At 72.6% G+C, this 25,920-nt stretch carries 22 protein-coding genes and 2 pseudogenes; 17 read left to right on the top strand and 7 right to left on the bottom strand.

The window, feature by feature from the left end; genetic code table 11:
* Positions 1–202: 202 nt before the first annotated feature.
* Positions 203–658, bottom strand: a complete 456-nt coding sequence (locus ACFYXM_RS33010; RefSeq protein WP_389294997.1) for a Crp/Fnr family transcriptional regulator — start codon at positions 656–658, stop codon at positions 203–205.
* 50 nt (positions 659–708) lie between these two features.
* A pseudogene (locus tag ACFYXM_RS33005) lies at positions 709–2,174 on the bottom strand (nicotinate phosphoribosyltransferase).
* 403 nt (positions 2,175–2,577) lie between these two features.
* Here ACFYXM_RS33005 and ACFYXM_RS33000 point away from each other — a divergent pair.
* From ACFYXM_RS33000 to ACFYXM_RS32980, 5 genes and pseudogenes are all read left to right on the top strand, one after another.
* A complete protein-coding gene (locus ACFYXM_RS33000) occupies positions 2,578–3,255 on the top strand; it encodes a CBS domain-containing protein (protein ID WP_389294995.1) in 678 nt (225 codons plus the stop codon).
* A 271-nt stretch (positions 3,256–3,526) separates the two neighbouring features.
* Complete coding sequence (locus ACFYXM_RS32995) at positions 3,527–4,402, top strand: universal stress protein (RefSeq protein WP_389294993.1); 876 nt, start codon at positions 3,527–3,529, stop codon at positions 4,400–4,402.
* A gap of 121 nt (positions 4,403–4,523) precedes the next feature.
* Positions 4,524–4,790, top strand: a complete 267-nt coding sequence (locus ACFYXM_RS32990; RefSeq protein WP_389294991.1) for an SHOCT domain-containing protein — start codon at positions 4,524–4,526, stop codon at positions 4,788–4,790.
* A 223-nt stretch (positions 4,791–5,013) separates the two neighbouring features.
* The gene (locus tag ACFYXM_RS32985; protein WP_389294989.1) at positions 5,014–7,398 is read left to right on the top strand and encodes a tetratricopeptide repeat protein; all 2,385 of its coding nucleotides are present in this window, start codon (positions 5,014–5,016) and stop codon (positions 7,396–7,398) included.
* A gap of 22 nt (positions 7,399–7,420) precedes the next feature.
* A pseudogene (locus tag ACFYXM_RS32980) lies at positions 7,421–7,588 on the top strand (NAD(P)-binding protein); the annotation flags it as partial.
* A 131-nt stretch (positions 7,589–7,719) separates the two neighbouring features.
* Here the strand turns inward: ACFYXM_RS32980 and ACFYXM_RS32975 are convergent.
* The 3 genes from ACFYXM_RS32975 to ACFYXM_RS32965 all read right to left on the bottom strand — a co-directional run bounded on the left by ACFYXM_RS32975 (position 7,720) and on the right by ACFYXM_RS32965 (position 11,991).
* Entirely contained in the window at positions 7,720–8,898 is a 1,179-nt protein-coding gene (locus ACFYXM_RS32975; protein ID WP_389295001.1) for an MFS transporter, read from the bottom strand.
* Positions 8,899–9,153: 255 nt separating this feature from the next.
* A complete protein-coding gene (locus ACFYXM_RS32970; RefSeq protein WP_389294987.1) occupies positions 9,154–10,029 on the bottom strand; it encodes an aminoglycoside phosphotransferase family protein in 876 nt (291 codons plus the stop codon).
* 108 nt (positions 10,030–10,137) lie between these two features.
* Positions 10,138–11,991 (bottom strand): serine hydrolase, encoded by a 1,854-nt coding sequence (locus ACFYXM_RS32965; RefSeq protein WP_389294985.1) that lies wholly within the window; start codon positions 11,989–11,991, stop codon positions 10,138–10,140.
* Between the two features lie 183 nt (positions 11,992–12,174).
* Between ACFYXM_RS32965 and ACFYXM_RS32960 the strand changes: the two genes are divergently transcribed.
* From ACFYXM_RS32960 to ACFYXM_RS32940, 5 genes are all read left to right on the top strand, one after another.
* On the top strand, positions 12,175–13,284 hold the full coding sequence (locus tag ACFYXM_RS32960; RefSeq protein ID WP_389294983.1) for an NAD(P)H-dependent flavin oxidoreductase: 1,110 nt from the start codon (positions 12,175–12,177) through the stop codon (positions 13,282–13,284).
* Positions 13,281–14,831: an acyl-CoA synthetase gene (locus tag ACFYXM_RS32955; protein WP_389294981.1), complete on the top strand. Its 1,551-nt coding sequence runs from the start codon at positions 13,281–13,283 to the stop codon at positions 14,829–14,831. Before ACFYXM_RS32960 ends, ACFYXM_RS32955 begins: the two co-directional genes overlap by 4 nt.
* 156 nt (positions 14,832–14,987) lie before the next feature.
* Positions 14,988–15,410, top strand: a complete 423-nt coding sequence (locus ACFYXM_RS32950) for a DUF3592 domain-containing protein (RefSeq protein ID WP_389294979.1) — start codon at positions 14,988–14,990, stop codon at positions 15,408–15,410.
* Positions 15,411–15,449: 39 nt separating this feature from the next.
* Positions 15,450–15,578, top strand: coding sequence for a hypothetical protein (locus tag ACFYXM_RS32945; protein WP_389294977.1), 129 nt, complete (start codon positions 15,450–15,452; stop codon positions 15,576–15,578).
* 83 nt (positions 15,579–15,661) lie between these two features.
* Positions 15,662–17,161, top strand: a complete 1,500-nt coding sequence (locus ACFYXM_RS32940; protein WP_389294975.1) for an acyl-CoA synthetase — start codon at positions 15,662–15,664, stop codon at positions 17,159–17,161.
* Between the two features lie 63 nt (positions 17,162–17,224).
* Here ACFYXM_RS32940 and paaK read toward each other — a convergent pair whose 3' ends face one another.
* Together paaK and ACFYXM_RS32930 are read right to left on the bottom strand one after the other, a co-directional pair.
* Positions 17,225–18,514, bottom strand: coding sequence for a phenylacetate--CoA ligase PaaK (gene paaK, locus ACFYXM_RS32935; protein ID WP_389294973.1), 1,290 nt, complete (start codon positions 18,512–18,514; stop codon positions 17,225–17,227).
* Positions 18,515–18,698: 184 nt separating this feature from the next.
* Complete coding sequence (locus ACFYXM_RS32930; RefSeq protein WP_389294999.1) at positions 18,699–20,327, bottom strand: FAD-dependent oxidoreductase; 1,629 nt, start codon at positions 20,325–20,327, stop codon at positions 18,699–18,701.
* A 264-nt stretch (positions 20,328–20,591) separates the two neighbouring features.
* Between ACFYXM_RS32930 and ACFYXM_RS32925 the strand changes: the two genes are divergently transcribed.
* The 7 genes from ACFYXM_RS32925 to ACFYXM_RS32895 all read left to right on the top strand — a co-directional run bounded on the left by ACFYXM_RS32925 (position 20,592) and on the right by ACFYXM_RS32895 (position 25,900).
* Entirely contained in the window at positions 20,592–21,713 is a 1,122-nt protein-coding gene (locus ACFYXM_RS32925) for a SchA/CurD-like domain-containing protein (protein ID WP_389294971.1), read from the top strand.
* Between the two features lie 76 nt (positions 21,714–21,789).
* Complete coding sequence (locus tag ACFYXM_RS32920) at positions 21,790–22,224, top strand: cupin domain-containing protein (RefSeq protein ID WP_389294970.1); 435 nt, start codon at positions 21,790–21,792, stop codon at positions 22,222–22,224.
* On the top strand, positions 22,221–23,489 hold the full coding sequence (locus ACFYXM_RS32915) for a beta-ketoacyl-[acyl-carrier-protein] synthase family protein (protein WP_389294967.1): 1,269 nt from the start codon (positions 22,221–22,223) through the stop codon (positions 23,487–23,489). Before ACFYXM_RS32920 ends, ACFYXM_RS32915 begins: the two co-directional genes overlap by 4 nt.
* The gene (locus ACFYXM_RS32910) at positions 23,486–24,736 is read left to right on the top strand and encodes a beta-ketoacyl synthase N-terminal-like domain-containing protein (RefSeq protein WP_389294965.1); all 1,251 of its coding nucleotides are present in this window, start codon (positions 23,486–23,488) and stop codon (positions 24,734–24,736) included. Before ACFYXM_RS32915 ends, ACFYXM_RS32910 begins: the two co-directional genes overlap by 4 nt.
* A gap of 14 nt (positions 24,737–24,750) precedes the next feature.
* Positions 24,751–25,008, top strand: a complete 258-nt coding sequence (locus tag ACFYXM_RS32905; RefSeq protein ID WP_389294964.1) for an acyl carrier protein — start codon at positions 24,751–24,753, stop codon at positions 25,006–25,008.
* A 1-nt stretch (position 25,009) separates the two neighbouring features.
* Positions 25,010–25,489 carry an SRPBCC family protein gene (locus ACFYXM_RS32900; protein WP_389294962.1) on the top strand — a complete coding sequence of 160 codons (480 nt, stop codon included), beginning with the start codon at positions 25,010–25,012 and terminating at the stop codon, positions 25,487–25,489.
* 75 nt (positions 25,490–25,564) lie between these two features.
* Positions 25,565–25,900, top strand: a complete 336-nt coding sequence (locus ACFYXM_RS32895) for a TcmI family type II polyketide cyclase (protein ID WP_362029748.1) — start codon at positions 25,565–25,567, stop codon at positions 25,898–25,900.
* Positions 25,901–25,920: the final 20 nt, after the last annotated feature.

Raw genomic sequence — 25,920 nt, 5'->3', positions numbered from 1 at the left:
TTACGACCTGGGGAGCAATAGGGAGCGGGCTCCCGACGCCCTGCGACTCCGCCTCCCGCGTCGTCGTCGGTCACCGACGCCCCTTCCCCGAGCTCTCAGCTGCGTTCGAGCAGAGGAGACCGCATCCGCCTCCCTCCTCCGTCTTGGATTCGAAGCCGCATGACGCCGCTCGCCGATCCACTCCCTATTGTTCCCCAGGTCGTCAGAGGGAACCGCCGCCGTGCGGGGCGTAGAGGTCGAGCAGACGGATCCGCGCGGCCTGCAGCCGGTGCGCGAGAACCTGTCCGACCCAGTGGCCGACGGCGGAACCGAAGGCGGGGTCCGCGTCCATCATCATCCGTATGGTCGCGGCCTCGAACTCGTGGGTGCGGACCGGAGTCATCGTTTCCGCTCCGAGGTGCCACAGGTAGGGCTCGAAGAGCCAGGACCAGCCCACCAGTTCACCGGGTCCCAGATTCTCGATCGCGGCCGGGCGGCCGCCCGGGACACGGAAGTCCAGGGTGACGGCGCCCGAGCGCAGGATCCAGAAGCGGTCCGCGAAGTCCCCCTCGTCGAAGAGACGGACGCCCTGGTCGAAGTTGACCTCCCGGCCGACGCGCAGCAACCGGGTGCGGTACTGGGCGGGCAGGGCGGTGACACGGGTCGGAGAAGTGCTCATCGACAGCCTCCTGTGGGTGGGTCCGGGGTCAGCATCGCCGGGCGACCGGCTCAGGGACATGGGCCGACCGGCCCCTGTCCCGGTTCCGTCCGGCCCCGCCCGGCCGGACGGCCTTGCCGCACGGATCCGGACGGGCCGGGCGGTATCCCGCGCCGGGCCGCGCGGCCCGGCGGGAAGGAACGGCGGCCGTCCCCCGCGAGACGCGCCTCGATGCACCGGCGGACCTCCGCCGTGAGCGAGACCAGGCGCTGGGAGAGCTCCGCCCTCGGCGCGACGGGTGCCCGTACGGCACGGGCCCGGGGCGGCAGCGCCGCGAGATCGGCGGTGAACCGCTTCCGGGCCTCGGCCGGCCCGGTGCGGGGCGAGGTGCGGCGTCCCTCCCGCATGACCGCCTCCAGCAGCGGGTCCGCGCCGGGCGGCGGCCGCTCGTCGACGAGAGCGACGAGATCCGCCCGGCCGGCCGCCGGAACACCTGTTTGCGGCCCGGGGCCGTCACCTTGGCCGACGACAGCTTCATCACCGGGCGGCCGTCGTACTCGACCAGCTTGTACGCGGAGTCCAGGTACGGAGCGTCCGCGCTGACGCCGACCCGGGTGCCGACCGCGAACGTGTCGACGGGCGCCCCCGCGCGGACCAGTTCGTCCACCGCGAACTCGTCGAGACCACCGCTCGCCACGATCCGGGTCTCCCGGAGCCCGGCGGCGTCGAGCACGGCCCTGGCCCGCACGGCCAGGTCCCCGAGGTCCCCGCTGTCGAGACGGACGGCGCACCCCGGGCCGAGCCCCAGCTCGCGCAGCACCCTCGCCGCCGTCTCCACGCCCGCCACGGTGTCGTACGTGTCCACGAGCAGGGTCACCGGGCCGGGGTGGGACCGGGCGAAGGCCCGGAACGCGTCCTCCTCGGTGCCGAACGCCTCCACATACGAGTGGGCCATCGTGCCGACCGCGGTCAGGCCCTCGGCATGCGCGGCCGCCACGTCGCTGGTCCCGGCGAAACCGACCATGGCCCCCAGCCGGGCGGCCTGGTGCCCTGCCTCGATGCCGTGCGTGCGGCGCAGGGAGAAGTCCACGACCGGGCGCCCGTCGGCCGCCAGCACGCACCGGGCGCACTTGGAGGCCACGGCGGTCTGATGGCTCACCTGGTTGAGCACGTACGTCTCCACGAGCTGGGCCTGCGGAAGAGGGGCGGTGATCTCCAGCAGCGGCTCACCGGCCAGTACGATGCGCCCTTCGGGCACCGCCCGGACCTCGCCCTCGAACTCCAGGCCGAGCAGCGGTGCCAGCTCCTCGCGCCGCTGTCCCGTGACGGAGGCGAACACGGCCACGTCCTCCGCGTCCACCCGGTAGTCGGCGAGACAGGCGAGCACCGGTTCCAGGCCGGCGCAGACCAGGAACCCCCGGTCCGGCGGCAGTTCGCGGACGAACAGACTGAACGTGGCGGGCCCCGTCATGCCCTCGCGCAGATAGGACTGGGCCATGGTGACCTCGTAGAGGTCGGTGCTCGTGGCCTTCGACATCGACGGCACCCTCCTCCCGCCGCGCCGTCCTCCCGGACCGCCGCACCGGTGCCGGTTCCGCCCGCCTTCCTCCACTATCGGCCCCCTTCACCTTGCGGGCCAGCCGGAGCCACCGCAGGGCCGACCGGCACCCGACGGGCGCGCACCGTTCCGTATATGCGGGACGCTGCGTCCGAAGGCCGGCCAATGAGGGGCGGGCGCCGACGGACGCACGGCGTGCCGCGCGGCACGCACCGGGCCGTGGGGCCGGGCGGGCCGCTCCCGGGGTCCACCGGACCCGAGGTGTGGCCCGGTCGGCCCAACCCCGCGAGCCGGGATTCCTGATCCGCTCGACACATGACCACTTCCGGCCGTGGACGACCGCTTCCGGACTGCCGGCCGTCGCATCCCGAAGGGGAATGACATGGAGCACCGAACGGTCGCCGAGCTCATGACCCGGGACGTCGTCCGGGCGCGACGTGACCTGCCGTTCAAGGAGATCGTCCGGTTGCTGGCGGACAACGACGTCACCGCGGTACCCGTGGTGGACGAACTGGGCCGGCCCATGGGCGTGGTGTCCGAGGCCGATCTGCTGCGCAAGTGCTCCGACCGGGCGGACCCGTCCGGCCTGACGCCGATCCCGCACGTCGAGGCGTGGGAGCGGGCCAAGGCGGAGGGAGCCCGGGCGGAGGAACTGATGTCGGCCCCCGCGGTGTGCGCGCGTCCGGAGTGGACCGTGGTCGAGGCGGCCCGTCTGATGGAGGTGCAGGACGTGAAGCGGCTCCCCGTCGTCGACGAGGAGGACAAGCTGCTGGGCATCATCAGCCGCAGGGACCTGCTCCGGGTCTTCCTGCGCCGTGACGAGGCCATCCGCGAGGAGATCGACCGGGACGTGCTGCGGGGGACGATGGGACTCGACGCCGCCGCGGTGACCGCCGAGGTCCGGCAGGGGCAGGTGGTCCTCACCGGATCCGTCGAGTTCGAGAGCCTGGTCCCCGTCATCGAACGACTGTGCCAGGGCGTCGACGGCGTCGTGTCCGTGACCGCGCACCTGACCCACCGGACCGACGACGGGGCCCGCGGCACCTCCGGCGGGACGTGAGACCGCCTTCCCCTCGCCGACGGGCTTCCCGACGGGTCCCTCGACGGGTTCCGTGTGCGCCACCGGCGCATCTGCGGTACTCCTCGAAGGAGCGGGCCCGCGTCGAACGAGCGGAACCCGCGCCCGCCCCCTTCCCGCGGACGCTCCCTCCCGGGAGTCGCCGCCGCCGTCCGGGCCCGGCCCGTACCGAGGCACGGCGGCGACAGCGGTGCGGGGAGTGCGGCACGCACACCGTCGTTCCCCGCTTCTCGCGAGACGGAGGCAAGTCGTCATGGAGCCAGTCGTCACCGTCGGCCTCGACGGGTCACCGGAGAGCCTGGCCGCCGCCCGCTGGGCCGCGGACGAGGCCGAGCGGCGCAGGCTCACCCTGCGCCTGCTCCACGCGTGGCCCCTGCTGGTGCCGGAACCGACCCGCGTGCCGGGCGAGATGGACCAGAACTACTGGGCGCGGCGGATCGTGCACAACACCAAGGCGGAGCTCCAGGCCCGCCACCCGGGCCTCTCCGTCATCGGCAGCCTGGTCGCCGACGACGCCGAGGACGCGTTGCTGCGCGCGGCATCGGAGTCCGAGATGGTCGTGCTCGGTTCGCGGGGGCTGGCGCCCGTCGAAAGCTACTTCCTCGGCGACATCAGCCTGCCCGTCGTGTCCCGCGCCGAGCGGCCGGCAGTCCTGGTGCGGGCGGGCACGGACGAGGACGGGCCGGAACCCCGGCGGGTCGTGACGAGCGGCGTGGTCGTGGCGGTCGACCCGCACGGCCCCTGCGACGACCTGCTCGAATTCGCCTTCGCGTCCGCCGCCGCCCGCGGCATCCCCCTGCGGGCCGTGCACGGCCGGAGCCTGCCGGTGGACGCGTACGTGCCCTGGGGTGTGGACCACGACGTGACGGACGCGCTGGCCCGGGACGCGCGCAAGCTCCTCGGCCAGTCCCTGCGCCCCTGGCGCGACAGGTTCCCGACGGTGGAGGTCGTCGACCGCGCCGTGCTCGCCAGCCCCGCCAAAGCCGTGGTGCGGGCCGCCGAGGGCGCCGATCTGCTGGTCGTCGGCAGGCACAGGCACCATCGCCCGCTGGCGCCGCATCTGGGCCCCGTGACCCAGGCCGCCATCCACCACGCACGCTGCCCCGTGGCTGTCGTCCCCCACGACTGACGCGAGGGGCGTACGGGCCGCCCGGCCCCCGGCAGGGCCCGTGCCGCCCGCCCCCGGCCGACGGCGCACCGCGCCACACTGGGAACGGGGACGGGCGGCCGTCCGACAGAAGGAGATCGGCATGATGTGGTACGACGGCGGCTGGGGCGGCGGATGGCTCCTCATGGCCGTGATCATGGTGGTGTTCTTGTCGTTGCTGACCGCAGGGATCGTCGCCCTCATCCACTACCTCGGCGGCGGGCGCGGTCGAAGCCCCCGTACGCCCTCCGGCGAGGCCGACTGGGGCGGCCGACGGGCCGAGGACCAGCTCGCCGAACGGTTCGCCCGCGGGGAGATCGACGAGGACGAATACCGACGCCGCCTCACCGTGCTGCGCGAACAGCGCTGAACCACCGGCCCCCGCTCCGCGGCCGACGCCGGACGACCCCGTCGCCTCCGGGGAGGCCACCCGGCCGCGCCGACGGCCTCCGCCCGGCCGCGTGCCGGCGGAAGCCGTCGCCACGCCCCGGACCGGACGGGCCCACCGGCCGCGTACGGATCGCGCGGCGGGGCCGCCATACTGGACGGGCCGGGGAGGGCAGTGGGCACAGCGACGGGGGCGACAGCACGACATGGCGGACACCAGGCTGGTCCAGAGCCGGTACCGACTGCTCGATCTGATCGGGCGCGGGGGCATGGGCGAGGTGTGGCGTGCCCGGGACGAGTCGCTGGGCCGTCAGGTGGCCGTCAAATGCCTCAAGCCCATGGGGCCCCAGCACGACCAGTCGTTCACCCGTGTCCTGCGCGAGCGCTTCCGCCGCGAGGCCCATGTGGCCGCCTCGCTCCAGCACCGCGGCGTCACCGTCGTCCATGACTTCGGCGAGGACGACGGCGTCCTCTTCCTGGTGATGGAGTTCCTCGACGGCCGCAACCTCAGCCAGCTCCTGGAGGCCAACGGACAGCGCCCGCTCCCGGTCTCCGACATCGTCGACATCGCCGAGCAGGTCGCGGACGCCCTCGGCTACACCCACCGGCAGGGCATCGTGCACCGCGACCTCAAGCCCGCCAACATCATGCGCCTGGCCGACGGCACGGTGAAGATCTGCGACTTCGGCATCGCCAGACTGGGCCGCGACATCGGCTTCACCTCCCGCCTCACCGGCACCGGCATCGCCATGGGCACCCCGCACTACATGTCGCCGGAACAGATCGGCGGCGGCCAGGTCGACCATCGCAGCGACCTCTACTCACTGGGCTGCGTCCTGTACGAGATCGCCACCGGGACGCCGCCGTTCGACCTCGACGACACCTGGGCCGTCCTCGTCGGCCACCGCGACACCGCGCCCGAGCCCCTGCGCGCCCGCCGGGCCGAACTCCCCGGATTCTTCGACCGTGCCGTCCTGGACCTGCTGGCCAAGGAACCGGAGGAGCGGCCCGCCGACGCGAGCGACCTGCGCCGGCGGATCGCCGTGGGACGCAGCGGCGAACAGCCCCGGCCCGGGCCCACCGGACACGTTCCGTTCACGGCGCACCTCCCGTCCGTGCCGCTCGCACCCGTCGAGCGTCCCGGGCGGGAACTGCCGGTCTGGGCCCGCGGCATGACCACCGGACACAAGGCCCTGGGAGGCGTTGCGCGGACCGCCCCACCCGACCACCGCGCGGGCCTCACCGACGACTGGACCACCGGCGGACGGTGGCTTCCGGCGGCCGGCGAAACTGCCACAGGCGCCGGTTCCGGCGGTTTCGGCCCGTGGCCCCCCGCCGCGGAACGGATCACCGGCACCGGCCCGTGGCATCTCGCCGCGCAACCGCCACCCGCGGCGACGGAGCGGCCCGCCCTGTCGCCGGAACTCCTCTCCGTCCTCGCCGGCCGCCACAGCGCGGGCCTCGACCTTGGCCGGCTCGGCCACTGGGCGGAAGCCGAGGCGGCGCATCGCGCGGTCGCCGCCGAACGCGAGCGGGCCCTCGGCCCCGACCATCCGGACACCCTGTCCAGTAGATACGAGATCGGTTTCACCCTCGCACGCACAGGCCGGTCCGAGGACGCGCTGCGGGAGTTCGGCGGGGTGGCCCGGGGCCGCGAACGCGTCCTGGGCCCCGACCACCCCGACACGCTCGCCGCCCGTCAGGAGATGGCGTACGTGCTGGGCGGGCTCGGACGGCACGCCGACGCCCACCGGCTGTACGTCACCGTCCTCGCCTCCCGGGAACGGGCCATGGGCCCCGACCATCCGGACACCCTGCGCTGCCGCCACAACCTCGCCTTCACCCTCGGCAGGCTCGGCCGCCCGGAGGAATCCTGCCGGATGGCCCGCGAGGTGGCGGCCGCCCGCGCCCGGGTACTCGGCGCCGAACACCCCGACACCCTGGTCACGCTCTACGAAGTGGCCTACGCGCTCGGCCGGCTGGGACGGTGGACGGAAGCCCTGCGGACCTACCGGGACGTCGTCCGCGGCCGGACCCGCTCCCTGGGCCCCGACCACGCCGACACCCTCGCCGCCCGCTACGAGACCGGTATCGCGCTCGGCCGCCTGGGACACAGCGCGGAAGCCCTGGAGCTGTACCGCGCCCTCGTCGGCGACCGCACCCGGACGAGCGGCCCCACCCACCCCGAGACACTGCGTGCCCGCCACGGCCTCGGCGTCAACCTGGGGCGCCTCGCCCGCTGGGAGGAGGCGCTCGCCGAGGCCCGCGACGTCTGCGCCATCCGCGAACGCGTCCTGGGCCCCGACCACCCCGACACCCTCGTCAGCCGCCGCGAGGTCGCCGTCGGCCTCGGCTGGACGGGCCGCTGGACCGACGCGCTCACGCTCTACCACCAGGTCGCCGAGACCCGCGAGCGCGTCCTCGGCTCGGGCCACCCCGACACCCTCGCCGCGCGCAACGACGAGGCGCACTGCCTGGAGCAGGTCGGCAGGGGAACGGAGGCGGTCGAGCTGTACCGGCGCGTCGCGGAACTGCGCCCCGGACCCCCCGCACCGCCCGGCGGCGGCCCCACCGCCTCCGGCCCGGTGTGAGCGCCCCGTGCCACGAAGGACCATGCCCGCACCCGGCCGCCCTGACGCGCTGATCGTGGGCGGAGACCGCAACGGTCTGGTCGCCGCCGCCTGCCTCGCCCGTGCCGGACAGTCCGTCCTGGTCCTGGAACGCCTCGCCGCCACCGGCGGAGCGGCCGTCTCCACCCGCCCCTTCGACGGGGTCGCCGCCGTCAGGTGTGGGACACGGCGGAACGGACCCGCCACCTGTCCGCGGACGTCACCGCCGACCACACCCGCTGAGAGCCCGCCGGGTGACCCGACGGGCCCCGAGCCCGGACCGGCCGCGCCGTGCCCCTCCGCTCAGCGGCGATTGACGCGGTACACGTCCCGTACGCAGAGGTTGAGGACCGTCGCCGCCGCGATGGCCCCGGCGCAGACCAGGAGCATGGTCCGGTCGGCCAGGGCGTGCGCGGCGAGCGCGGTGGCGAGATAGCCCAGCGGGACCGCCACGCGCTCCCCGACCCCGTTCATCGCGCTCATGCGCCCCAACTCGTTTTGGGGAACGTGCTGCTGGAGCGCGGTGGTCCAGGCCACGATGGCGATGTCGAGCCCGACTCCCGCGAGCACCGCACCGAGCAGCACCCAGGGCAGGGCCAGGCCCAGCCCCAGTGCCATGGGCGGCAGGCAGAGTGCGCCGCCGGTGACGACGGCGACGGCCAGCAGGCGGTACGGCTTCCAGCGCAGACACACCACCGTCCCCGCCAGCAGCCCCAGGGCGAACGCCCCCTGGACGAGCCCCCAGGAACGGGCCCCGGCGTAGTGCCCGGCCGCGACGACGGGGCCGAGCAGCTGGAAACCGGCCAGCCACGCGGCGACCACCACCGTTCCGGCGGCCGTGTACGTCCACAGCCAGGTCCGGGACCGGAAGCCGGACCAGCCGCCCTTGAGACCGGCGAGCAGGCCACCGGTCGTGACCGGCGAACTCAGCCGCAGCCCGAGCAGCAGGAGAGCCGCCACCAGGAAGCTGACCGCGTCCCAGGACAGCGCCCAGGCGGGGCCGCCGGCCGCGACGATCAACCCCGCCGCGACGGGACCGAGCACCTTGACCGCGTTGCCCGGCAGCCGGAGCAGCGCGTTGGCCTGCTGCAGATGCTCGGCGGCGACGATCTGCCCCACCGCGCCCGTCGCGGCCGGGGCCGTGAACGCCACCGCGATCCCCGAGACGAAACCGCACCCGGCGATCGACGCGGTCGTCGCGTGCTCCGTGGCCACCAGCGCCGCGAGAACCCCCTGCGCGAGCGCGGCCAGGAGGTTGCCCAGGAACAGGATCCGGCTGCGCGACAGCCGGTCGGCGAGCACGCCGCCCACGACGGTGAAGACGATCGTCGGCAGGGAGTTCGTGGCCAGCACGACGCCGAGCGATCCGGTCCCGCCGCCCTGCCCGATCACCGCGTACGCGAGGGCGAGGGGAGCCATCGCGGACCCGGTGGCCGAGACGAGGCTCGCGAGCACGAACCGGCGGAAGGCGGGAACGCGCAAGGGGGCGAACCAGGGTACGGTCCGCACGTCCGCGGCGCTCGCGCCGTCCTCCCGGCCGGTACCGCGGGGGCCGGGAACACCCGCCTCGCGGGCCGTCGCACCGCGCGATTCCCGCGCCGCGCCATGCCGTCCGCCCGTATCCGGCCTGTCGTCACCGAGCACCACGGGAACCTACCGCACCGGTGTGGTCTTCGGCACCGCCGCGGGAGACCCCGACGGGGCAGCGGAGGGCGGTCCACGACGGAGCGTGCTGCCTCACAGGCGTCGCTCGGCCAGATCGATCCAGTGTCCGGCATCGCCCGGGGCGAAGTGCCTGATGGCCCAGTCGACCATGCGCAGACTCATGTGCGCCCAGGAGACCCGCAGGACGTCCTCGGGCAGGCCGTCCAGAATGCCGTCGAGACGATCCGTGACCCCCGGCGCCTGTTCGGACGCGTGCAGCCCGAAACGCAGCGTGACCAGGTCGAACCGGCGGTCTCCCCGGCAGGCGCCGTCCCAGTCGACGACACCGGTGACGAAGCCGCCGGTCCACAGCAGATTGCCGTGGTGGAAGTCGTGGTGCACGACGTCCCGGCCGGCCGGCAGCCGAGGACGGGCGGCGCCGAGCGCCGCGATCCGGCGCTCCAGTTCACGACTGCGCCGGCTGTGCCGGCGCAGCGGCTCGTGAAGACAGTAACCGGGACCGTCGTCGAGCAGATACAGCGGCATGGACGGGATGTCCGCGCGATCGGCCAGCAGTCCCGCCTGCGCCTCGTTGAGGGCGAGCGCCCGGTCCAGCCCGTCGTGGTCGAGGCGGTCCGCCGGGGCGCCCGGCAGCAACTCCTGGACCAGAACCGAGGCATGGCCCACCTGGACCGCCAACTCCGTCGACGGGCAGGGATATCCGTGCGCGCGCAGCACCTCGCACACCGCCAGGGGGCCCGCCCGCAGCTCCTCGATCCGGGTGTCCGGACGCCACTTCAGCACGGACCGTCGACCGTCCGGCCATCGCACGTACGCGGCACCCACCTCGCCGCCCGGGCAGGGCCCCTCCACGGTCAGCCGCAGGCCCGTCCGCGCGTACAGCTCCTCGGAGAGGCGATCGGCGTCGAGCCGCCGGACGCGCGTCCGGTCCTGCGGTGATGTGGTCATCGGGGCATTCTCCCATCGCCCGGCCGGGAGGAAGCGGGCCGGGAGCGCCCCCGCCGTCCGGACCGTCCGGCACCACGAAGGCGCCCTGCCCGGGACGCCTTCGTGGCGTCAGTCCGCCGAGGCGGTCCACCCCACCGCCTCGATCCGCGCCGTGTCGGCGGGCCGGCTCTCGTCGAAGACCGTCCGGCCGCCGTCCTCGACCCGGATCGCGTCCACGTACACTCCGCGTCCGACGTACAGCTGGTCCGTGGTGTACCGCCAGCGCAGCCGCACCTCCTTGCCGCGCCATGCGGCGAGGCCGGCGTCGAGCCGGTGCCAGATCCGGCCGGACCAGCCGGAGACCGAGCCCGTCGGACGCGGTTCGGGCTCCGGGCGGCCGGGCCCGTCGAGCGGCGAGGTGGTGAACGGCACCGGCTGCCAGGTCGCCCCCGCGTCCGCGGATGCCTCCAGGAGGACGACGTCGGACCCGGGCTCGGTGTCCCACCACAGGGCCGACGTCAGCCGGGCCCGCGACGAGGCGAGGCGCAGCGCGGGCAGGGTGAGCGTGGCGGTGGCGGCGCTCGCCATCCCCGAGAACCACGCCGTGCGGCCCCGGACGGGACGGACCGGGACGGCCCGCGCCATCCGGTTGGCGGCGGCGACGCGCGGCGCGCTGCCGGAACGCCAACTGCGCACCGGGTGAACCGAGTTGCCGAGAACGATCAGGAACGAGTCGGTCGTCGGGTCCAGGACCAGGCAGGTGCCGGTGAAGCCGGTGTGCCCGGCCGTGCGCGGGGTCGCCATCGCGCCCATGTACCAGTGCTGGTAGAGCTCGAACCCGAGCCCGTGCGCATCGCCGGGGAACGCGGTGTTGAAGTCCGTGAACAGCAGGTCCACCGAGGCGTCGGACAGGATCCTCGCCCGGCCGTAGGCCCCGCCGTTGAGCAGGGTGCGGGCGAGGACCGCGAGGTCCCAGGCGCAGGAGAAGACCCCGGCGTGCCCCGCGACGCCGCCCAGGCCGTACGCGTTCTCGTCGTGCACCTCGCCCCAGACCAGCCCTCGGTCGAGGCCGGACCAGGGGAGCCGGGCGTCCTCCGTCGCCGCGATCCGCGGCCTCCAGGAGGCCGGAGGGTTGTACCGCGTGCGGCGCATCCCGAGGGGAGCGGTGATCTCCTCACGGAGCAGGACGTCCAGCGCGCGGCCGGTGATCCTCTCCAGTACCAGTTGCAGCGAGATCAGGTTCAGGTCGGAGTAGAGGTAGACCGTGCCGGGCGCGTTGGCCGGCGCCTCGTTCCACAGCAGCTCCAGCTGCCCCTCGCGCGTCGGCGCCTTGTACAGCGGGATCCACGAGCGGAACCCCGAGGTGTGCGTGAGCAGCTGACGGACCGTGATGTCCTGCTTCCCGGCGCGGGCGAAGTCGGGCAGGTACGCGGCGACCCTCGCCTCCAGCTCCAGTGTCCCGCGCTCGATCTGCTGCAGGGCCAGGATCGAGGTGAACAGCTTGGACACCGACGCCAGGTCGAAGACCGTGTCCTCGGCCATGTCGATCTGCCGGTCGGGCGGGAACTCGACCCCGGCGTCGGTCTTCTCGTCATACGCGCAGTAGCGCACGGCCTTGCCGATCGGCCGGTGCAGCGCCACCGTGCCGCCGCGTCCGGCGAGCAGCACCGCACCGGCGTACCAGGGGTGCGCGGGGGAGGGGGCCAGGAACTTCTCCGCGTCCGCGACCAGTTGGTCCAGGTGCTCCGGCGAAAGACCGGCGCGGGCGGCGGATCCGCGCCGCAGCGTCGGGCGGGCGCGCCCGGGCGCCGTACCCGTCCCGGATCCCGCGTGCATACCCGACGACTCCGCTCCCGACTCCATGGCCGCCGCGCGTTCCGCGAACGGAATCGGCGCCAGGGCGAGTGCCCCGCCCAGGGCCAGCATTCCACCGCCCAGCCTGCGCCGGCTGATCCCTCTGCTGCCGGTCGTGTCCTCGGTCATCCGGAAACCCCTTCCCGCCGCGCGAAAGTAATTTTCGAAATCGTCCCCGACGATGAAACTTCTTTCCGTCGCAGAGAGTACTGTCACCCCCGCCGTCACGGAGGCCCCCGGCGTCACAAAGAATCTGACGTGCCATCAGAAAATCTCTTCCTTCGGCCGTCCGGCTGCGGCATCCTGCGCCCCATGGAGACGGAGCTGAGCAAGAAACTGGGAGCCGAGCACGCCATCTTCGGCTTCACGCCGTTCCCCGCGGTGGCCGCCGCCATCACCCGGGCCGGAGGCTTCGGCGTACTCGGCGCGGTCCGTTACACCGCCCCCGAAGACCTCGCGCGCGATCTCGACTGGATGCAGGAACACACCGACGGCAAGCCGTACGGTCTCGACGTCGTCATGCCCGCCAGGAAGGTCGAGGGCGTGACCGAGGCCGATGTCGAGGCGCTGATCCCGGACGGGCACCGGCAGTTCGTCCGGGACACCCTGGCCAAGCACGGCGTGCCGGAACTCGCCGAGGGGGAGGCGTCCGGCTGGCGGATCACGGGGTGGATGGAGGACGTCGCCCGCACCCAGCTCGATGTCGCCTTCGACTACCCCATCAAGCTGCTCGCCAACGCCCTCGGCTCACCACCCGCCGACGTGATCCGGCGCGCCCACGACCGAGGCGTCCTCGTCGCCGCGCTCGCCGGAAGCGCCCGGCACGCCCGCCACCACGCGGACGCGGGCATCGACATCGTCGTCGCCCAGGGGTACGAGGCGGGCGGCCACACCGGCGAGATCGCCTCCATGGTCCTGGTCCCGGACGTCGTCGACGCGGTGGGCCCGCTCCCGGTCCTCGCCGCGGGCGGCATCGGCAGCGGAGAGCAGATCGCCGCCGGACTCGCCCTCGGCGCCCAGGGCGTCTGGCTCGGCTCGATCTGGCTGACCACCGAGGAGGCCGACCTCCACTCCCCGGCCCTGACCCGCAAGCTCCTCGCCGCGGGATCCGGCGACACCGTCCGCTCCCGCGCCCTCACCGGCAAACCAGCCCGACAGCTCCGCACCGAGTGGACCGACGCCTGGGACGACCCCTCGGGCCCGGGCGCCCTGCCCATGCCACTCCAGGGGCTGCTGGTCGCCGAGGCGCTCTCTCGTATCCAGAAGTACGAGACCGGCGCGCTGCTCGGGACCCCCGTCGGACAGATCGTGGGCCGGATGACCAGCGAACGCAGTGTGCGCGCCGTCTTCGACGACCTGACCCGCGGCTTCGAACGCGCCGTCGACCGAATCAACCGCATCGCCGGACGGAGTGCCTCATGAACCCCCCGCCCAACGGCTTCTGGGCCCAGGCCGCGGCCGACCCGGGCCGTACGGTCCTGACCGCCCCCGACGGCGAGGACTGGACGGCCGGACGGCTGCACGCCGCGGCCAACCGCCTGGTCCACGGACTGCGCGCGGCCGGGTTGCGGCGCGGCGACGCCTTCGCGGTCGTCCTGCCCAACGGCGTCGAGTTCTTCACCGCCTACCTCGCCGCCACCCAGGCGGGCCTCTACCTCGTCCCCGTCAACCACCACTTCGTCGGACCCGAGATCGCCTGGATCGTCTCCGACTCCGGCGCCAAGGTCCTGATCGCCCACGAACGCTTCGCCCCCGCCGTGATCGCCGCCGCCGACGAGGCGGGTCTCCCGGCCGACCGCCGCTACGCCGTGGGCGCGGTCGACGGCTTCCGCCCGTACGGCGAACTCCTCGACGGACAGCCCGGCACGCCACCTGGGGACCGCACCCTCGGCTGGGTCATGAACTACACCTCCGGCACCACCGGCCGGCCCCGCGGCATCCGCCGCCCCCTCCCCGGCAAGCCGCCCGAGGAGAGCCATCTCGGCGGCTTCCTCAGCATCTTCGGCATCAGACCCTTCGACGACAACGTCCATCTGGTGTGCTCGCCCCTCTACCACACTGCCGTCCTCCAGTTCGCCGCCGCCTCCCTGCACATCGGACACCGGCTCGTCCTGATGGACAAGTGGGCGCCCGAGGAGATGCTGCGGCTCATCGACACCCACCGCTGCACCCACACCCACATGGTCCCGACCCAGTTCCACCGCCTCCTCGCCCTCCCCGACGAGGTGAAGGGGCGCCACGACGTCACCTCCATGCGCCATGCCGTCCACGGCGCCGCGCCGTGCCCGGACCACGTCAAGCGGGCCATGATCGAATGGTGGGGGAGGTGCGTCGAGGAGTACTACGCGGCCAGCGAGGGCGGCGGAGCCTTCGCGACCGCCGAGGACTGGCTGAAGAAGCCCGGCACCGTCGGCAGGGCCTGGCCGATCAGCGAACTCGCCGTCCTCGACGACGACGGCAACCGCCTGCCGCCCGGCGAACCGGGCACCGTCTACATGAGGATGAACACCGGCGGCTTCCGCTACCACAAGGACGAGGCGAAGACGGAGGAGAACCGCGTCGGCGACTTCTTCACCGTCGGCGACCTCGGTGTGCTCGACGAGGAGGGCTACCTCTTCCTCCGCGACCGCAAGATCGACATGATCATCTCGGGCGGGGTCAACATCTACCCCGCGGAGATCGAGGGCGCTCTCCTCGCGCACCCCGCCGTCGCGGACGCGGCCGTCTTCGGTATTCCCCACCCCGACTGGGGCGAAGCGGTCAAGGCCGTCGTCGAACCGGCCCCGGGACACGAGCCGGGCGACGCGCTCGCGGCCGGGATCCTGCTCCACTGCGAGCAGCGCCTCGCCGGGTACAAACTACCCCGGAGCATCGACTTCATCGAGGCGATGCCCCGCGACCCCAACGGCAAGCTGTACAAGCGGCGGCTGCGCGCACCGTACTGGCAGGGGCGTACGGGTGGCGCATGACCGTCCGCCGGGAGGGCGCCGAGCCAAGCGGGCTGGGCGGTCGTCCCCCTTGCCGACCGGATGCCGCACACAGGATCATGGCATCCGTACGAGGGGTTCGGGCGTCGGGCATGCCGTGCCCCACGGACCCGACAGCGTTCCGGGGGAGCTGTGGTCATGGCCGCCGTGTATTTCATCGTCTCCGTGTCAGCGGCCACCGTCATGGGCACTCTGCTGGACCGGCAGCTCCAGGGACCGCGGCTGCGGGCCGCGTGGGCGGCCGGTCTCACGTCCGACGCGCGGTGCACGAGGGTGCGGACCGAGGAGGGAACGGACCCGGAAGGAGTGCCGATGGTCCGCACCCACCCGACCCTGGAGTTCCGCACCTCCGACGGACGGACCGTCACCTTCGAGGAGCGCCGGGAACGCACCGAAGTGGCCGTGGGCGACGTCGTGACGGTGTATTACAGCGCCCAGGACCCGCAGGCCGCGACGATCCGCCCCCCGTCGTTGTTCATGCTCCACACCAGGGCCGTGATCATCGGCATGGGCACGGTGGTCGCCGCGGTCACGGCGACCGTGCTGGCCCTGGTCCCCTGAAACCGTTCCGGGTGCGTGCGGCAGCCGGGAAAACGGGTCGTGACCGGCGCGCTGATCCTGGCGGTGGCCGTCGTCGTCGCCGCCGTCGGGGCGCTGCCCGTGCTTCCGCCGTACACCGCCGCCTCGTCCGTGATCCTCGACGCCCGCACCCGGGCCGCCGGTACGTGAGCGGACCCCTGCCCGCGCCCGTGACCTCCTCTTGCGCCGTCGCACCCCTTGACCACAGGGATCCGGCCGCACAGGATCACGCCATGACAGGTGTACGGAGCAGCACAGTCGACGGTGTCGTGGCCCGCAGCGCCCGCCGGACCCCCGGGCGCACCGCCCTCGGGTACGCGGAGCGGACCTGGACCTATGCGGAACTCGACTCCGCCGTGAACACGGCCGCGGCGGTGCTCACCGAAGAGCACCGACTGAGCCCGGGTGACCGGGTCGCCTGCTACGCGCACAACTCCGACGCGTACCTGATCGCCTTCCTCGCCTGCGCCCGCGCGGGCCTGGTCCACGTACCCGTCAACCAGAACCTCACGGGCGACGACCTCGCGTACATCCTGGAACAGTCCGGCAGCACCCTCGTCCTCACCGACCCGGGCCTCGCCGACCGAGTCCCGAAGGCGTTCGCCGTCCGCGCGCTGCGCGACGCCCCGGGATCCCTCCTCGACGCCCTGGCCACCCCGCGCGCCTTCGTCCCGGAGCGCGAACCGGATGCGCGGGACCTGGTCCAGCTCCTCTACACCTCGGGCACCACCGCGCTCCCCAAGGGCGCCATGATGACCCACGGTGCCCTCGTCCACGAGTACGTCAGCGCCATCACGGCGCTCGACCTGCGCGCCACCGACCGGCCCGTCCACTCGCTGCCGCTCTACCACTCCGCGCAGATGCACGTCTTCCTGCTGCCCTACCTCGCCGTCGGCGCGAGCAACGTCGTCCTCGACGCCCCCGACGTGAACCGGATCTTCGACCTCGTCGAGGCCGGCCGGGCGGACAGCCTCTTCGCCCCGCCGACGGTCTGGATCGGCATCTCCCAGCACCCCGGATTCACCACCCGCGACCTCGGCGGCCTGCGCAAGGCCTACTACGGCGCGTCGATCATGCCGGTACCCGTGCTGGAACGGCTCCGCGAGCGGCTGCCCGGCCTCGCGTTCCACAACTGCTTCGGGCAGAGCGAGATCGGGCCGCTCGCCATGGTCCTGGGACCGGACGAGCACGAAGGCCGGATGGACTCCTGCGGCAGGCCGGTCCTGTTCGTCGAGGCCCGGGTCGTCGACGAGGACGGCAAGGAGGTGCCCGACGGCACGCCCGGCGAAGTCGTCTACCGCTCACCGCAGTTGTGCGAGGGCTACTGGGACAGGCCCGAGGAGAGCGCGGCGGCGTTCCGCGACGGCTGGTTCCACTCCGGCGACCTCGCCGTGCGCGACGCGGACGGCTTCTTCACGGTCGTCGACCGGGTCAAGGACGTCATCAACTCGGGCGGTGTCCTCGTCGCCTCCCGCCAGGTCGAGGACGCGCTCTACACCCATCCCGCCGTCGCCGAGGCCGCCGTCGTCGGACTGCCCGACGAACGCTGGATCGAGGCGGTGACGGCCGTGGTCGTCCTGCGAGGCGAGGCGACGGAGGCCGAGCTCATCGACCACGCCCGCGAACGGCTCGCCCGATTCAAGGCCCCCAAGAAGGTCCTCTTCGTGGACGAACTGCCGCGCAACGCCGCCGGGAAGATCCTCAAGCGGGAGCTGCGCGACCGGTTCGCCTGACCGCCCGGCACGAACCCTCGGCGGGGACGGCGCGGCCTCGCCCGCGCCGTCCCCGCCGACCCGCTACCGCCCGCCGCGTTCGTCCACGATCCGCCGGAACTTGCCCACCGACCGCTCCAGCGTCCCGGGATCCACGATCTCGACCCCCACCGAGACTCCGATCCCGTCCTTGACCGCGGCCGCGATCGACTCCTCGGCGGCCCTCCGCTGCTCGGGGGTGGCCCCGGCCCGGGCCTCCGCCCGTACGGTCAGGGAGTCGAGGCGGCCCTCGCGGGTCAGCCGCAGCTGGAAGTGCGGCGCGACGCCCGGCGTCCGCATCACGATCTCCTCGACCTGGGTCGGGAAGAGGTTCACGCCGCGCAGGATCACCAGGTCGTCGCTGCGCCCGGTCACCTTCTCCATCCGCCGGAACACGCGCGCCGTGCCGGGCAGAAGCCGGGTCAGGTCCCTCGTCCGGTAACGGATCACCGGCATGGCCTCCTTGGTGAGCGAGGTGAAGACCAGCTCGCCCTCCTCACCGTCCGGCAGGGCCTCCCCGGTGATCGGGTCGACGATCTCCGGATAGAAGTGGTCCTCCCAGATGTGCAGCCCGTCCTTGGTCTCCACGCACTCCTGCGCCACACCGGGGCCCATGACCTCCGACAGTCCGTAGATGTCGACCGCGTCGATCGCGAACCGCTCCTCGATCTCGCGCCGCATCCCCTCCGTCCACGGTTCGGCGCCGAAGATTCCCACCTTCAGGGAGGTCGTGCGAGGATCCACGCCCTGCCGCTCGAACTCGTCGAGCAGCGTCAGCATGTACGACGGCGTCACCATGATGATGTCGGGCCGGAAGTCCTGGATCAGCTGCACCTGACGGGCCGTCATGCCGCCGGAGGCGGGGACGACCGTGCAGCCGAGCCGTTCCGCTCCGCAGTGCGCCCCCAGGCCGCCGGTGAACAGCCCGTATCCGTAAGCCACATGGACCTTGTGCCCGGGGCGCCCGCCCGCCGCCCGGATCGAGCGGGCGACCACGTCCGCCCAGGTGTCCAGGTCCCGCTCGGTGTAGCCGACGACGGTCGGACGGCCCGTCGTCCCGCTCGACGCGTGGATCCGGCGCACCCGCTCCTCGGGGACCGCGAACATGCCGAAGGGGTAGTTGTCCCGCAGGTCCGCCTTGGTCGTGAAGGGGAAGCGGCCGAGATCGTCGAGCGTGCGGCAGTCGTCCGGCCGCAGCCCGGCCGCGTCGAACGCGGTCCGGTAGTGGCCGACGTTCTCGTACGCGTGGCGCAGCGTGGCCCGCAGCCGTTCCAGCTGGAGTGCCTCCAGCTCGTCCCGGCCCAGTCGTTCCGCCGAGTCCAGCAGAGACGTCATCCGGATCTCCCTCTCCCGAGCAGGCGACCGACCATTCGGTCGATCTTTCTGGAGCAGTAATTCAGGATGTTCCGCCCCATGGCAAGAGGGGCGACGCGGATCATTCGCGTCGCCCCTCGTTTCCGCCCCGCCCGTCCGCCGCGAGCCCGCACCGGCCGGGCCGGCCGGGAGTGCGACGGGCCGGTCAGGACCGGTGCAGCAGTGAGGTCAGGACGTCGTGGAGGGTGGCCTCGGCATCGTCGACGGAGCCCATCGACCGCCAGGCGACGAAACCGTCGGGTCGCACCAGCACGGCGCCCTCGGACGTCGTGCCGTGGGCTTGGGCCCAGTCGGCCCCGTCCTCCGGCTCCAGGTCGGCGCCGGGGCCCACGCCGTACACCCGCAGCCGCACCGACAGCCGGGCGGCGACCTGCTCGGCCGCCCGCCGCCACGCCGTGTCCGTGCCGTCGGTGAGCAGCACGAAGGTGGTCTCGTACAGGTCCAGGGTCGACTTGCGCCCGCCGGCCTGACGCACCCACAGATGCGGCGCGCGGCTGCCGGGCCTGCCGTCCAGCTGCATCTTCTCCGGCACCACCGGCTGATCCGGGTCGGCGCCCAGCACGGCGCCCCGGAGATAGCGGTAGCCCAGGGCCACGGCGAGCATCCCGCCCTGCCTCCCGCCGCCCACTCCCGGGGCCGCGGTGTAGCCCGGGTGGCTGTGCTCGCTGGAGCGCGCGGAGGCCCGCGCGCTCGTCGCCCGCGCCACCGGCAGCCGTTCCGCCTCGTAGGTCTCCAACAGACCCGGACCCGCCTCGCCCCGCAGCACCGCGGCGAGCTTCCAGGCCAGGTTGTGCGCGTCCTGGATGCCGGTGTTGGAACCGAACGCCCCGGTGGGGGACATCTCGTGGGCCGAGTCCCCGGCGAGGAACACCCTGCCGGAGCCGTACCGCTCCGCGACGCGTTCCGCCGCGTGCCACGGCGCCCTGCCGGTGATCTCGACGTCGAGGTCCGGTGCCCCGACCGCGGTGCGGATGTGCGCGGCGCACCGCTCGTCGGTGAAGTCCTCCAGCATCTCGCCGAGCTGGGGCTGCCACGGGGCGTGGAACACCCATTCCTTCTCGTTGTCCACGGGCAGCAGCGCACCGTCCGCCTCAGGGTTGGTCAGATAGCAGACGATGAACCGGCGGTCGCCCAGCACATCGGCGAGCCGCCGCGAACGGAAGGTGATGCTGACGTTGTGGAACAGGTCACCGGGCCCCGTCCGGCCGATCCGCAGCTGTTCACGGATGGGGCTGCGCGCCCCGTCGGCCGCGATGAGATAGTCCGCGCGCACACTGATGTGCTCACCGGTCTCCCGGCTCTTGAGGGCCGCGTCCACTCCTGACGCGTCCTGGCCGAAGCTCTGCAGCTCGGTGGAGAACCGCAGATCGCCGCCCTGCCCGAGCGCCTGTTCCAGCAGCACGGGCTCCAGGTCGTTCTGACTGCACAGGCACCAGCCGGTCGGGCTGAAACGGGCCAGTCCGCCACCCGGGTCGATCTCCTTGAACAACCACTGCTGGTCGTCCCCGGTGAGTGAACCCGCCTGCAGGATGCCGTGGTTGCCGGCGAGCAGCGACGCCGCCTCGTGGATCGCCGGCTCGGTGCCGGCGGTGCGGAACACCTCCATCGTGCGCACGTTGTTGCCGCGGCCGCGAGGATGCGTCGAGGTGGCGCGGTGCTTCTCGACCAGCAGATGCTCGATGCCGAGCCGGCCGAGGAAGAGTGAGGCGGACAGGCCCACCAGGGAGCCGCCCACGATGAGGACCGGTACGCGAATGTCGACGTTCTCGTTCATCAGTTGCTCCAGCTCGGACGCCGTTCGGTTGCCTTGTTCCATGCCCTTGTCGGAGCGGTTCGGACGGCCGCTCACCTGAACGGTTCATAAATCTCGCGCCACCCGGACCAGCGTTTCACGATCGGTCACGGAGACGATGCCCGCTGTCACGGGGGCGGACCGCCCGCATGCGCAGGGAGAGTCCCCGCTCCGAATCCACTCGCCAACCGACGGTTGACGGCATGCCTCCGGGCTGCCCGCGACGCCGTCTCGAAGGAGACCCACATGACCAGCACCCTCTCGGAACGGATCTCCCAGTCCGCCTTCGACGGTTCCCGACTGCGTGTCGTGCTGCTGCTCGACCTCTACGACGGGGCCCAGCAGCAGTTCCTGGAAGCGTACGAACACCTGCGCAACCAGGTGGCGTCCGTTCCCGGACACATCAGCGACCAGCTGTGCCAGTCCATCGAGAACCCCTCGCAGTGGCTGATCACCAGCGAATGGGAGAGCGCCCCGCCCTTCCTCGCCTGGGTGAACAGCGAGGAGCACGTGGAGACGGTCCAGCCGCTGCACAACTGCGTGCGCGACACCCGTTCGCTGCGCTTCAGCGTCCTGCGGGAGACCGGGAAGGCGTTCGAGCTCGCGCCCGAGACGGCCAAGGGCAAGCTCCAGGCGTCACCCCGTCTGGGCGACGGGGTGGTGCGCCACGCGCTCACGTTCACCGTCCAGCCCGGCACCGAGGGCATCGTGGCCAAGATCCTCGCCGATTACGAGTCCCCGAACGCGCGTGTCGACGAAGACACCCGACTGCGCCGCACCTCGCTCTTCATGCACGGCAACCGCGTCGTACGGGCCATCGAGGTCGAGGGCGACCTCCTCGCGGCCCTGCGTCACGTCGCCCGCCAGCCCGAGGTCCGGGCCGTCGAGGAGGCCATCAACCCGTACCTGGAACAGGACCGGGACCTCAGCGACCCGGACTCCGCCCGCATGTTCTTCACCCGGGCGGCGCTCCCCACCGTCCACCACGTGACCGCGGGCCGCCACGCCGCCGCCGACGTACGCCGGCACGCGCTGTTCTACCAGGCCAGGCCGGGCTGCGGCATGGCACTCGCCCGGCTGCTCGCCGGCCACGACGAGGAAGCGGCCGACGACCCGGCGAGCATCATCGACAGCAGCACCATCTTCCAGCGCGACGACGTGGTCGTCCGCCTCCTCGAAGCGGTCGAACCCCTCGACGCGCAGCCCGCCCAGGCCGTCGGCATCGACGGCCCCGGCAAGGTGGCCAGGCTCGGACGCCTTCTCGACGGCGCCACGAACACCGTGCCCACCGACGACCGGGAGATCGCGGACTTCCTCGCGGGGGCCGAGATGTCCCTGATCACCGACCGGCGCGCCACGGAGTCCTGAACCGCGCGTCCGCACTCCGGGGGGTTCTCGCTCAACCCGTCAACACAACGCGCAATGTGCCAGGAGGAAAGCAGTCATGACCACGTACCGGCCACGCATCGTGGATCTCAGCGAGACGCAGCCCAACCGCAGGCGCGGAGGAGACCTTCGCGCCATGCTCACGCCGACCGCCGTGGGAGCCACCACCGGCTTCATGGGGCTGGCCATCGTCCAGCCCGGCGACCGCATCGGCGAGCACTACCACCCGTACTCCGAGGAGTTCGTGTACGTCGTCGACGGCCTTCTGGAGGTGGACCTGGACGACGAGCCGTACAAACTGCGGCCCGACCAGGGACTGCTGATCCCTCCCCATGTGCGCCACCGGTTCCGGAACGTGGGGGACGTCGAGGCGCGCATGGTCTTCCACCTCGGCCCGCTCGCGCCGCGCCCCGAACTCGGCCACGTCGACACCGAACACACCGGATCCGACGACCGCGTCGCACCGCCGGAGCGGACGGAGGCCCCCTCATGACCCGACGCGTGGCGGTCACCGGCGTCGGTGTCGTCGCCCCCGGCGGCATCGGCGTACCGGCCTTCTGGGACCTCCTCGCGAACGGACGTACCGCCACCAGGGGCATCACGCTCTTCGACCCCACCGGATTCCGCTCCCGCATCGCCGCCGAGTGCGACTTCGACCCGGCGGCGCACGGCCTGGACGCCGACGAGATCGCCCGTTCGGACCGCTACGTCCAGTTCGCCATGGTGGGTGCCAGGGAGGCCCTGGACGACGCCGGTCTCGACCCCGGGAAGGTGGATCCCTGGCGGATGGGGGTGTCGCTCGGCACCGCGGTCGGCGGCACCACCCGGCTGGAGCACGACTACGTCGCCGTCAGCGGCGGCGGCGCCCGCTGGGACGTCGACCCCCGGCCGGCCGGACCGCACCTGGAACGGGCCTTCTCGCCGAGCACGCTCGCCTCGGCGGTGGCCGAGCAGATCGGCGCCCACGGCCCGGTGCAGACCGTGTCCACGGGCTGCACCTCCGGACTCGACGCGATCGGGTACGCCTTCCAGTCCATCGAGGAAGGACACGTGGACGTCTGCGTCGCCGGGGCGTCCGACTCGCCGATCACCCCCATCACGGTGGCGTGCTTCGACGCGATCAAGGCCACCTCGCCCAACAACGACGACCCGGAGCACGCCTCCCGGCCCTTCGACGCCCGCCGCGACGGATTCGTCATGGGCGAGGGCGGGGCGGTGCTGGTCCTGGAGGAGCTGGAGCACGCCCGCGCCCGCGGCGCGACCGTGTACTGCGAGATCGCGGGGTACGCCACCTTCGGCAACGCCTACCACATGACCGGGCTGACGGCCGAGGGACTGGAGATGGCCGAGGCGATCGACCGCGCACTCGGCCACGCCCGGCTGGACGGTTCGCAGATCGACTACGTCAACGCGCACGGCTCGGGCACCAAGCAGAACGACCGGCACGAGACGGCGGCGGTGAAGCGGGCCCTGGGCGCGCACGCCTACGACGTGCCGATGAGTTCGATCAAATCCATGGTCGGCCACTCACTGGGGGCGATCGGGGCCATAGAGATCGCCGCCTGCGTACTGGCACTGGTCCACCAGACGGTGCCGCCGACGGCGAACTACGAGAGCCCGGACCCGGAATGCGATCTCGACTACGTGCCGCGCACCGCGCGTCCGATGAAGCTGCGCAGTGTCCTCTCGGTCGGCAGCGGCTTCGGCGGATTCCAGTCCGCGGTGGCGCTGACCCGGACAGGTGGGAGGACACCATGAGAAGCCGCAGAGCCCGGCGGACCGTCGTCACCGGCATCGGTGTCGTCGCCCCCGGCGGAACCGGTACCGAAGCGTTCTGGAAGCGGGCGCAGGAGGGCATCAGCGTCCTCGACCGGGTCTCCCGCGAGGGGTGCGAGCACCTTCCGCTGCGGGTCGCGGGCGAGGTGCGGGACTTCGAGGCGGCCGAGCTGATCGAGGAACGCTTCGTCGTCCAGACCGACCGGTTCACGCACTTCGCGATGGCCGCCGCGGACATCGCCCTGGACGACGCCCGGCTGGGCCGCGCCGACTACGAGGAATCACCGTTCGACGTCGGTGTGGTGACCGCCGCCGGGTCCGGCGGCGGCGAGTTCGGGCAGCGCGAACTCCAACGGCTGTGGGGGCAGGGATCCACCTACGTGGGCCCGTACCAGTCCATCGCCTGGTTCTACGCCGCCAGCACCGGCCAGATCTCCATCCGTGGCGGGTTCAAGGGCCCGTGCGGCGTCGTGGCCAGTGACGAGGCGGGCGGACTGGACGCGCTGGCCCACGCCGCCCGCTCGATCCGAGGTGGCGCCGAGGCAGTGGTGGTGGGGGCGGCCGAGGCACCACTGGCACCCTACTCGGTGGTGTGCCAGCTCGGGTACGACGACCTGAGCACCCGCGACGAACCCTCCCGCGCCTACCTGCCGTTCACCGCGGACGCCTGCGGCTTCGTGCCCGCCGAGGGCGGCGCCATGCTGGTGGTCGAGGAGGAGCAGTCGGCACGCCGGCGCGGCGCCCGCGTCCGGGCCGAACTCGCCGGGCACGCCGCCACGTTCACCGGGGCGGGCCGCTGGGAGGAGTCCCGGGAGGGACTCGCCCAGGCGATCATCGGCGCGCTGCGGGAGGCCGACTGCGCACCGGACGAGATCGACGTCGTCTTCGCGGACGCCCTCGGCGTGCCGGCCGCCGACCGAGCCGAGGCGCTGGCGATCGCCGACGCGCTCGGCTCGCACGGCCGGCAGGTACCGGTGACGGCCCCCAAGTCCGGGATCGGGCGCGCCTACTGCGGGGCACCGGTGCTGGACGCGGCCGCCGCCGTGCTCGCCATGGAGAACGCCCTGATACCGCCCACGCCGAACGTCTACGAGGTGTGTCACGACCTCGACGTCGTCACCGGCAGCGCCCGCCCCGCCGAACTGCGGACGGCGCTGGTGCTCAGCCGCGGGCTCATGGGCTCGAACGCGGCCATGGTGCTGCGGCGCTCCACCGACACCCCATCGTGAGAAGGAGAAGTCTCATGACCGACCGACTGACCTACACCGAACTCGCCGCGCTGATGAAGAAGGGCGCCGGGCTCACCGTGGACCCGCGCGAGATGGAACGGAGCCCCCAGGTCGCCTTCGACGAGTTCGGCCTCGACTCGCTCGGCCTGCTCGGCATCGTGGGCGTGCTGGAGAACCGGCACGGACGGGCGCTGCCGACGGACGCCGACCGCTGCAAGACCCCCCGTGAATTCCTCGACCTCGTCAACAACAGCCTCATGCAAGGAGCCTGACGTGCCCGGACACACCGAGAACGACATCACCATCGCCGCCCCCCTGGACCTGGTCTGGGACGTGACGAACGACCTGGAGAACTGGCCGAGCCTGTTCAGCGAGTACGCCGCCGTCGAAATCATCGAACGGGACGGCGACCGGACGAAGTTCCGCCTGACCATGCATCCCGACGAGAACGACAAGGTCTGGAGCTGGGTCTCCGAGCGGACCGTCGACCGCGCCGCCCGCACGGTCCGCGCGCGCCGTGTCGAGCCGGGCCCCTTCCAGCACATGGACATCCGCTGGGAGTACTCCGAGGTTCCCGGGGGCACCAGGATGCACTGGACCCAGGACTTCGCGATGCGGCCCGACGCACCCGTCGACGACGCGTGGATGACCGACAACATCAACCGCAACTCCAAGGTCCAGATGGGGCTCATCCGGGACAAGATCGAACAGCGTGCCCGGGAGCGCCGCACCGCCTCGATGTCGGCCGGCTGACCGCCCGTACCCCTCCCACGGCCGGCACCCGGTCGCGACCGGGTGCCGGGCCGGGACCGAGAAAGGCACGCAACGATGCACCACGCCCTGATCGTCGCTCGGATGGCACCGGGTTCGGCGCCCGACATCGCCCGGGTCTTCGCCGCTTCCGACAGCACCGAACTGCCGCACCTCGTCGGTGTCACCCGGCGCAAGCTGTTCCAGTTCGGCGACGTCTATCTGCACCTCATCGAATCGGAACGCCCGCCGGGCCCCGAGATCGCCAAGGTGACGCAGCACCCGGAGTTCCAGGCCGTCAGCGAGCGGCTCGGCGCCTACGTGAGCGCGTACGACCCCGAGACCTGGCGCAGCCCCAAGGACGCCATGGCCCAGGAGTTCTACCGCTGGGAGCGCGGGGCCACCCCCGCCTGAACGCGTACGGCGAAGTGCCC

The sequence above is a fragment of the Streptomyces sp. NPDC002476 genome (genome assembly GCF_042889785.1).
In the GTDB taxonomy this organism is placed as follows: domain Bacteria; phylum Actinomycetota; class Actinomycetes; order Streptomycetales; family Streptomycetaceae; genus Streptomyces.
The sequence above is the reverse complement of the archived record's forward strand: the minus strand, read 5'-3'. Positions and strand labels throughout refer to the sequence as shown.

What these genes read in the sequence shown, in the direction of transcription:
- ACFYXM_RS33010 (WP_389294997.1), bottom strand. Translation starts at nt 658, where the DNA reads ATGAGCACTTCTCCGACCCGTGTCACCGCCCTGCCCGCCCAGTACCGC.
- ACFYXM_RS33000 (WP_389294995.1), top strand. Translation starts at nt 2,578, where the DNA reads ATGGAGCACCGAACGGTCGCCGAGCTCATGACCCGGGACGTCGTCCGG.
- ACFYXM_RS32995 (WP_389294993.1), top strand. Translation starts at nt 3,527, where the DNA reads ATGGAGCCAGTCGTCACCGTCGGCCTCGACGGGTCACCGGAGAGCCTG.
- ACFYXM_RS32990 (WP_389294991.1), top strand. Translation starts at nt 4,524, where the DNA reads ATGATGTGGTACGACGGCGGCTGGGGCGGCGGATGGCTCCTCATGGCC.
- ACFYXM_RS32985 (WP_389294989.1), top strand. Translation starts at nt 5,014, where the DNA reads ATGGCGGACACCAGGCTGGTCCAGAGCCGGTACCGACTGCTCGATCTG.
- ACFYXM_RS32970 (WP_389294987.1), bottom strand. Translation starts at nt 10,029, where the DNA reads ATGACCACATCACCGCAGGACCGGACGCGCGTCCGGCGGCTCGACGCC.
- ACFYXM_RS32965 (WP_389294985.1), bottom strand. Translation starts at nt 11,991, where the DNA reads ATGACCGAGGACACGACCGGCAGCAGAGGGATCAGCCGGCGCAGGCTG.
- ACFYXM_RS32960 (WP_389294983.1), top strand. Translation starts at nt 12,175, where the DNA reads ATGGAGACGGAGCTGAGCAAGAAACTGGGAGCCGAGCACGCCATCTTC.
- ACFYXM_RS32955 (WP_389294981.1), top strand. Translation starts at nt 13,281, where the DNA reads ATGAACCCCCCGCCCAACGGCTTCTGGGCCCAGGCCGCGGCCGACCCG.
- ACFYXM_RS32950 (WP_389294979.1), top strand. Translation starts at nt 14,988, where the DNA reads ATGGCCGCCGTGTATTTCATCGTCTCCGTGTCAGCGGCCACCGTCATG.
- ACFYXM_RS32940 (WP_389294975.1), top strand. Translation starts at nt 15,662, where the DNA reads ATGACAGGTGTACGGAGCAGCACAGTCGACGGTGTCGTGGCCCGCAGC.
- paaK (WP_389294973.1), bottom strand. Translation starts at nt 18,514, where the DNA reads ATGACGTCTCTGCTGGACTCGGCGGAACGACTGGGCCGGGACGAGCTG.
- ACFYXM_RS32930 (WP_389294999.1), bottom strand. Translation starts at nt 20,327, where the DNA reads ATGAACGAGAACGTCGACATTCGCGTACCGGTCCTCATCGTGGGCGGC.
- ACFYXM_RS32925 (WP_389294971.1), top strand. Translation starts at nt 20,592, where the DNA reads ATGACCAGCACCCTCTCGGAACGGATCTCCCAGTCCGCCTTCGACGGT.
- ACFYXM_RS32920 (WP_389294970.1), top strand. Translation starts at nt 21,790, where the DNA reads ATGACCACGTACCGGCCACGCATCGTGGATCTCAGCGAGACGCAGCCC.
- ACFYXM_RS32915 (WP_389294967.1), top strand. Translation starts at nt 22,221, where the DNA reads ATGACCCGACGCGTGGCGGTCACCGGCGTCGGTGTCGTCGCCCCCGGC.
- ACFYXM_RS32910 (WP_389294965.1), top strand. Translation starts at nt 23,486, where the DNA reads ATGAGAAGCCGCAGAGCCCGGCGGACCGTCGTCACCGGCATCGGTGTC.
- ACFYXM_RS32905 (WP_389294964.1), top strand. Translation starts at nt 24,751, where the DNA reads ATGACCGACCGACTGACCTACACCGAACTCGCCGCGCTGATGAAGAAG.
- ACFYXM_RS32895 (WP_362029748.1), top strand. Translation starts at nt 25,565, where the DNA reads ATGCACCACGCCCTGATCGTCGCTCGGATGGCACCGGGTTCGGCGCCC.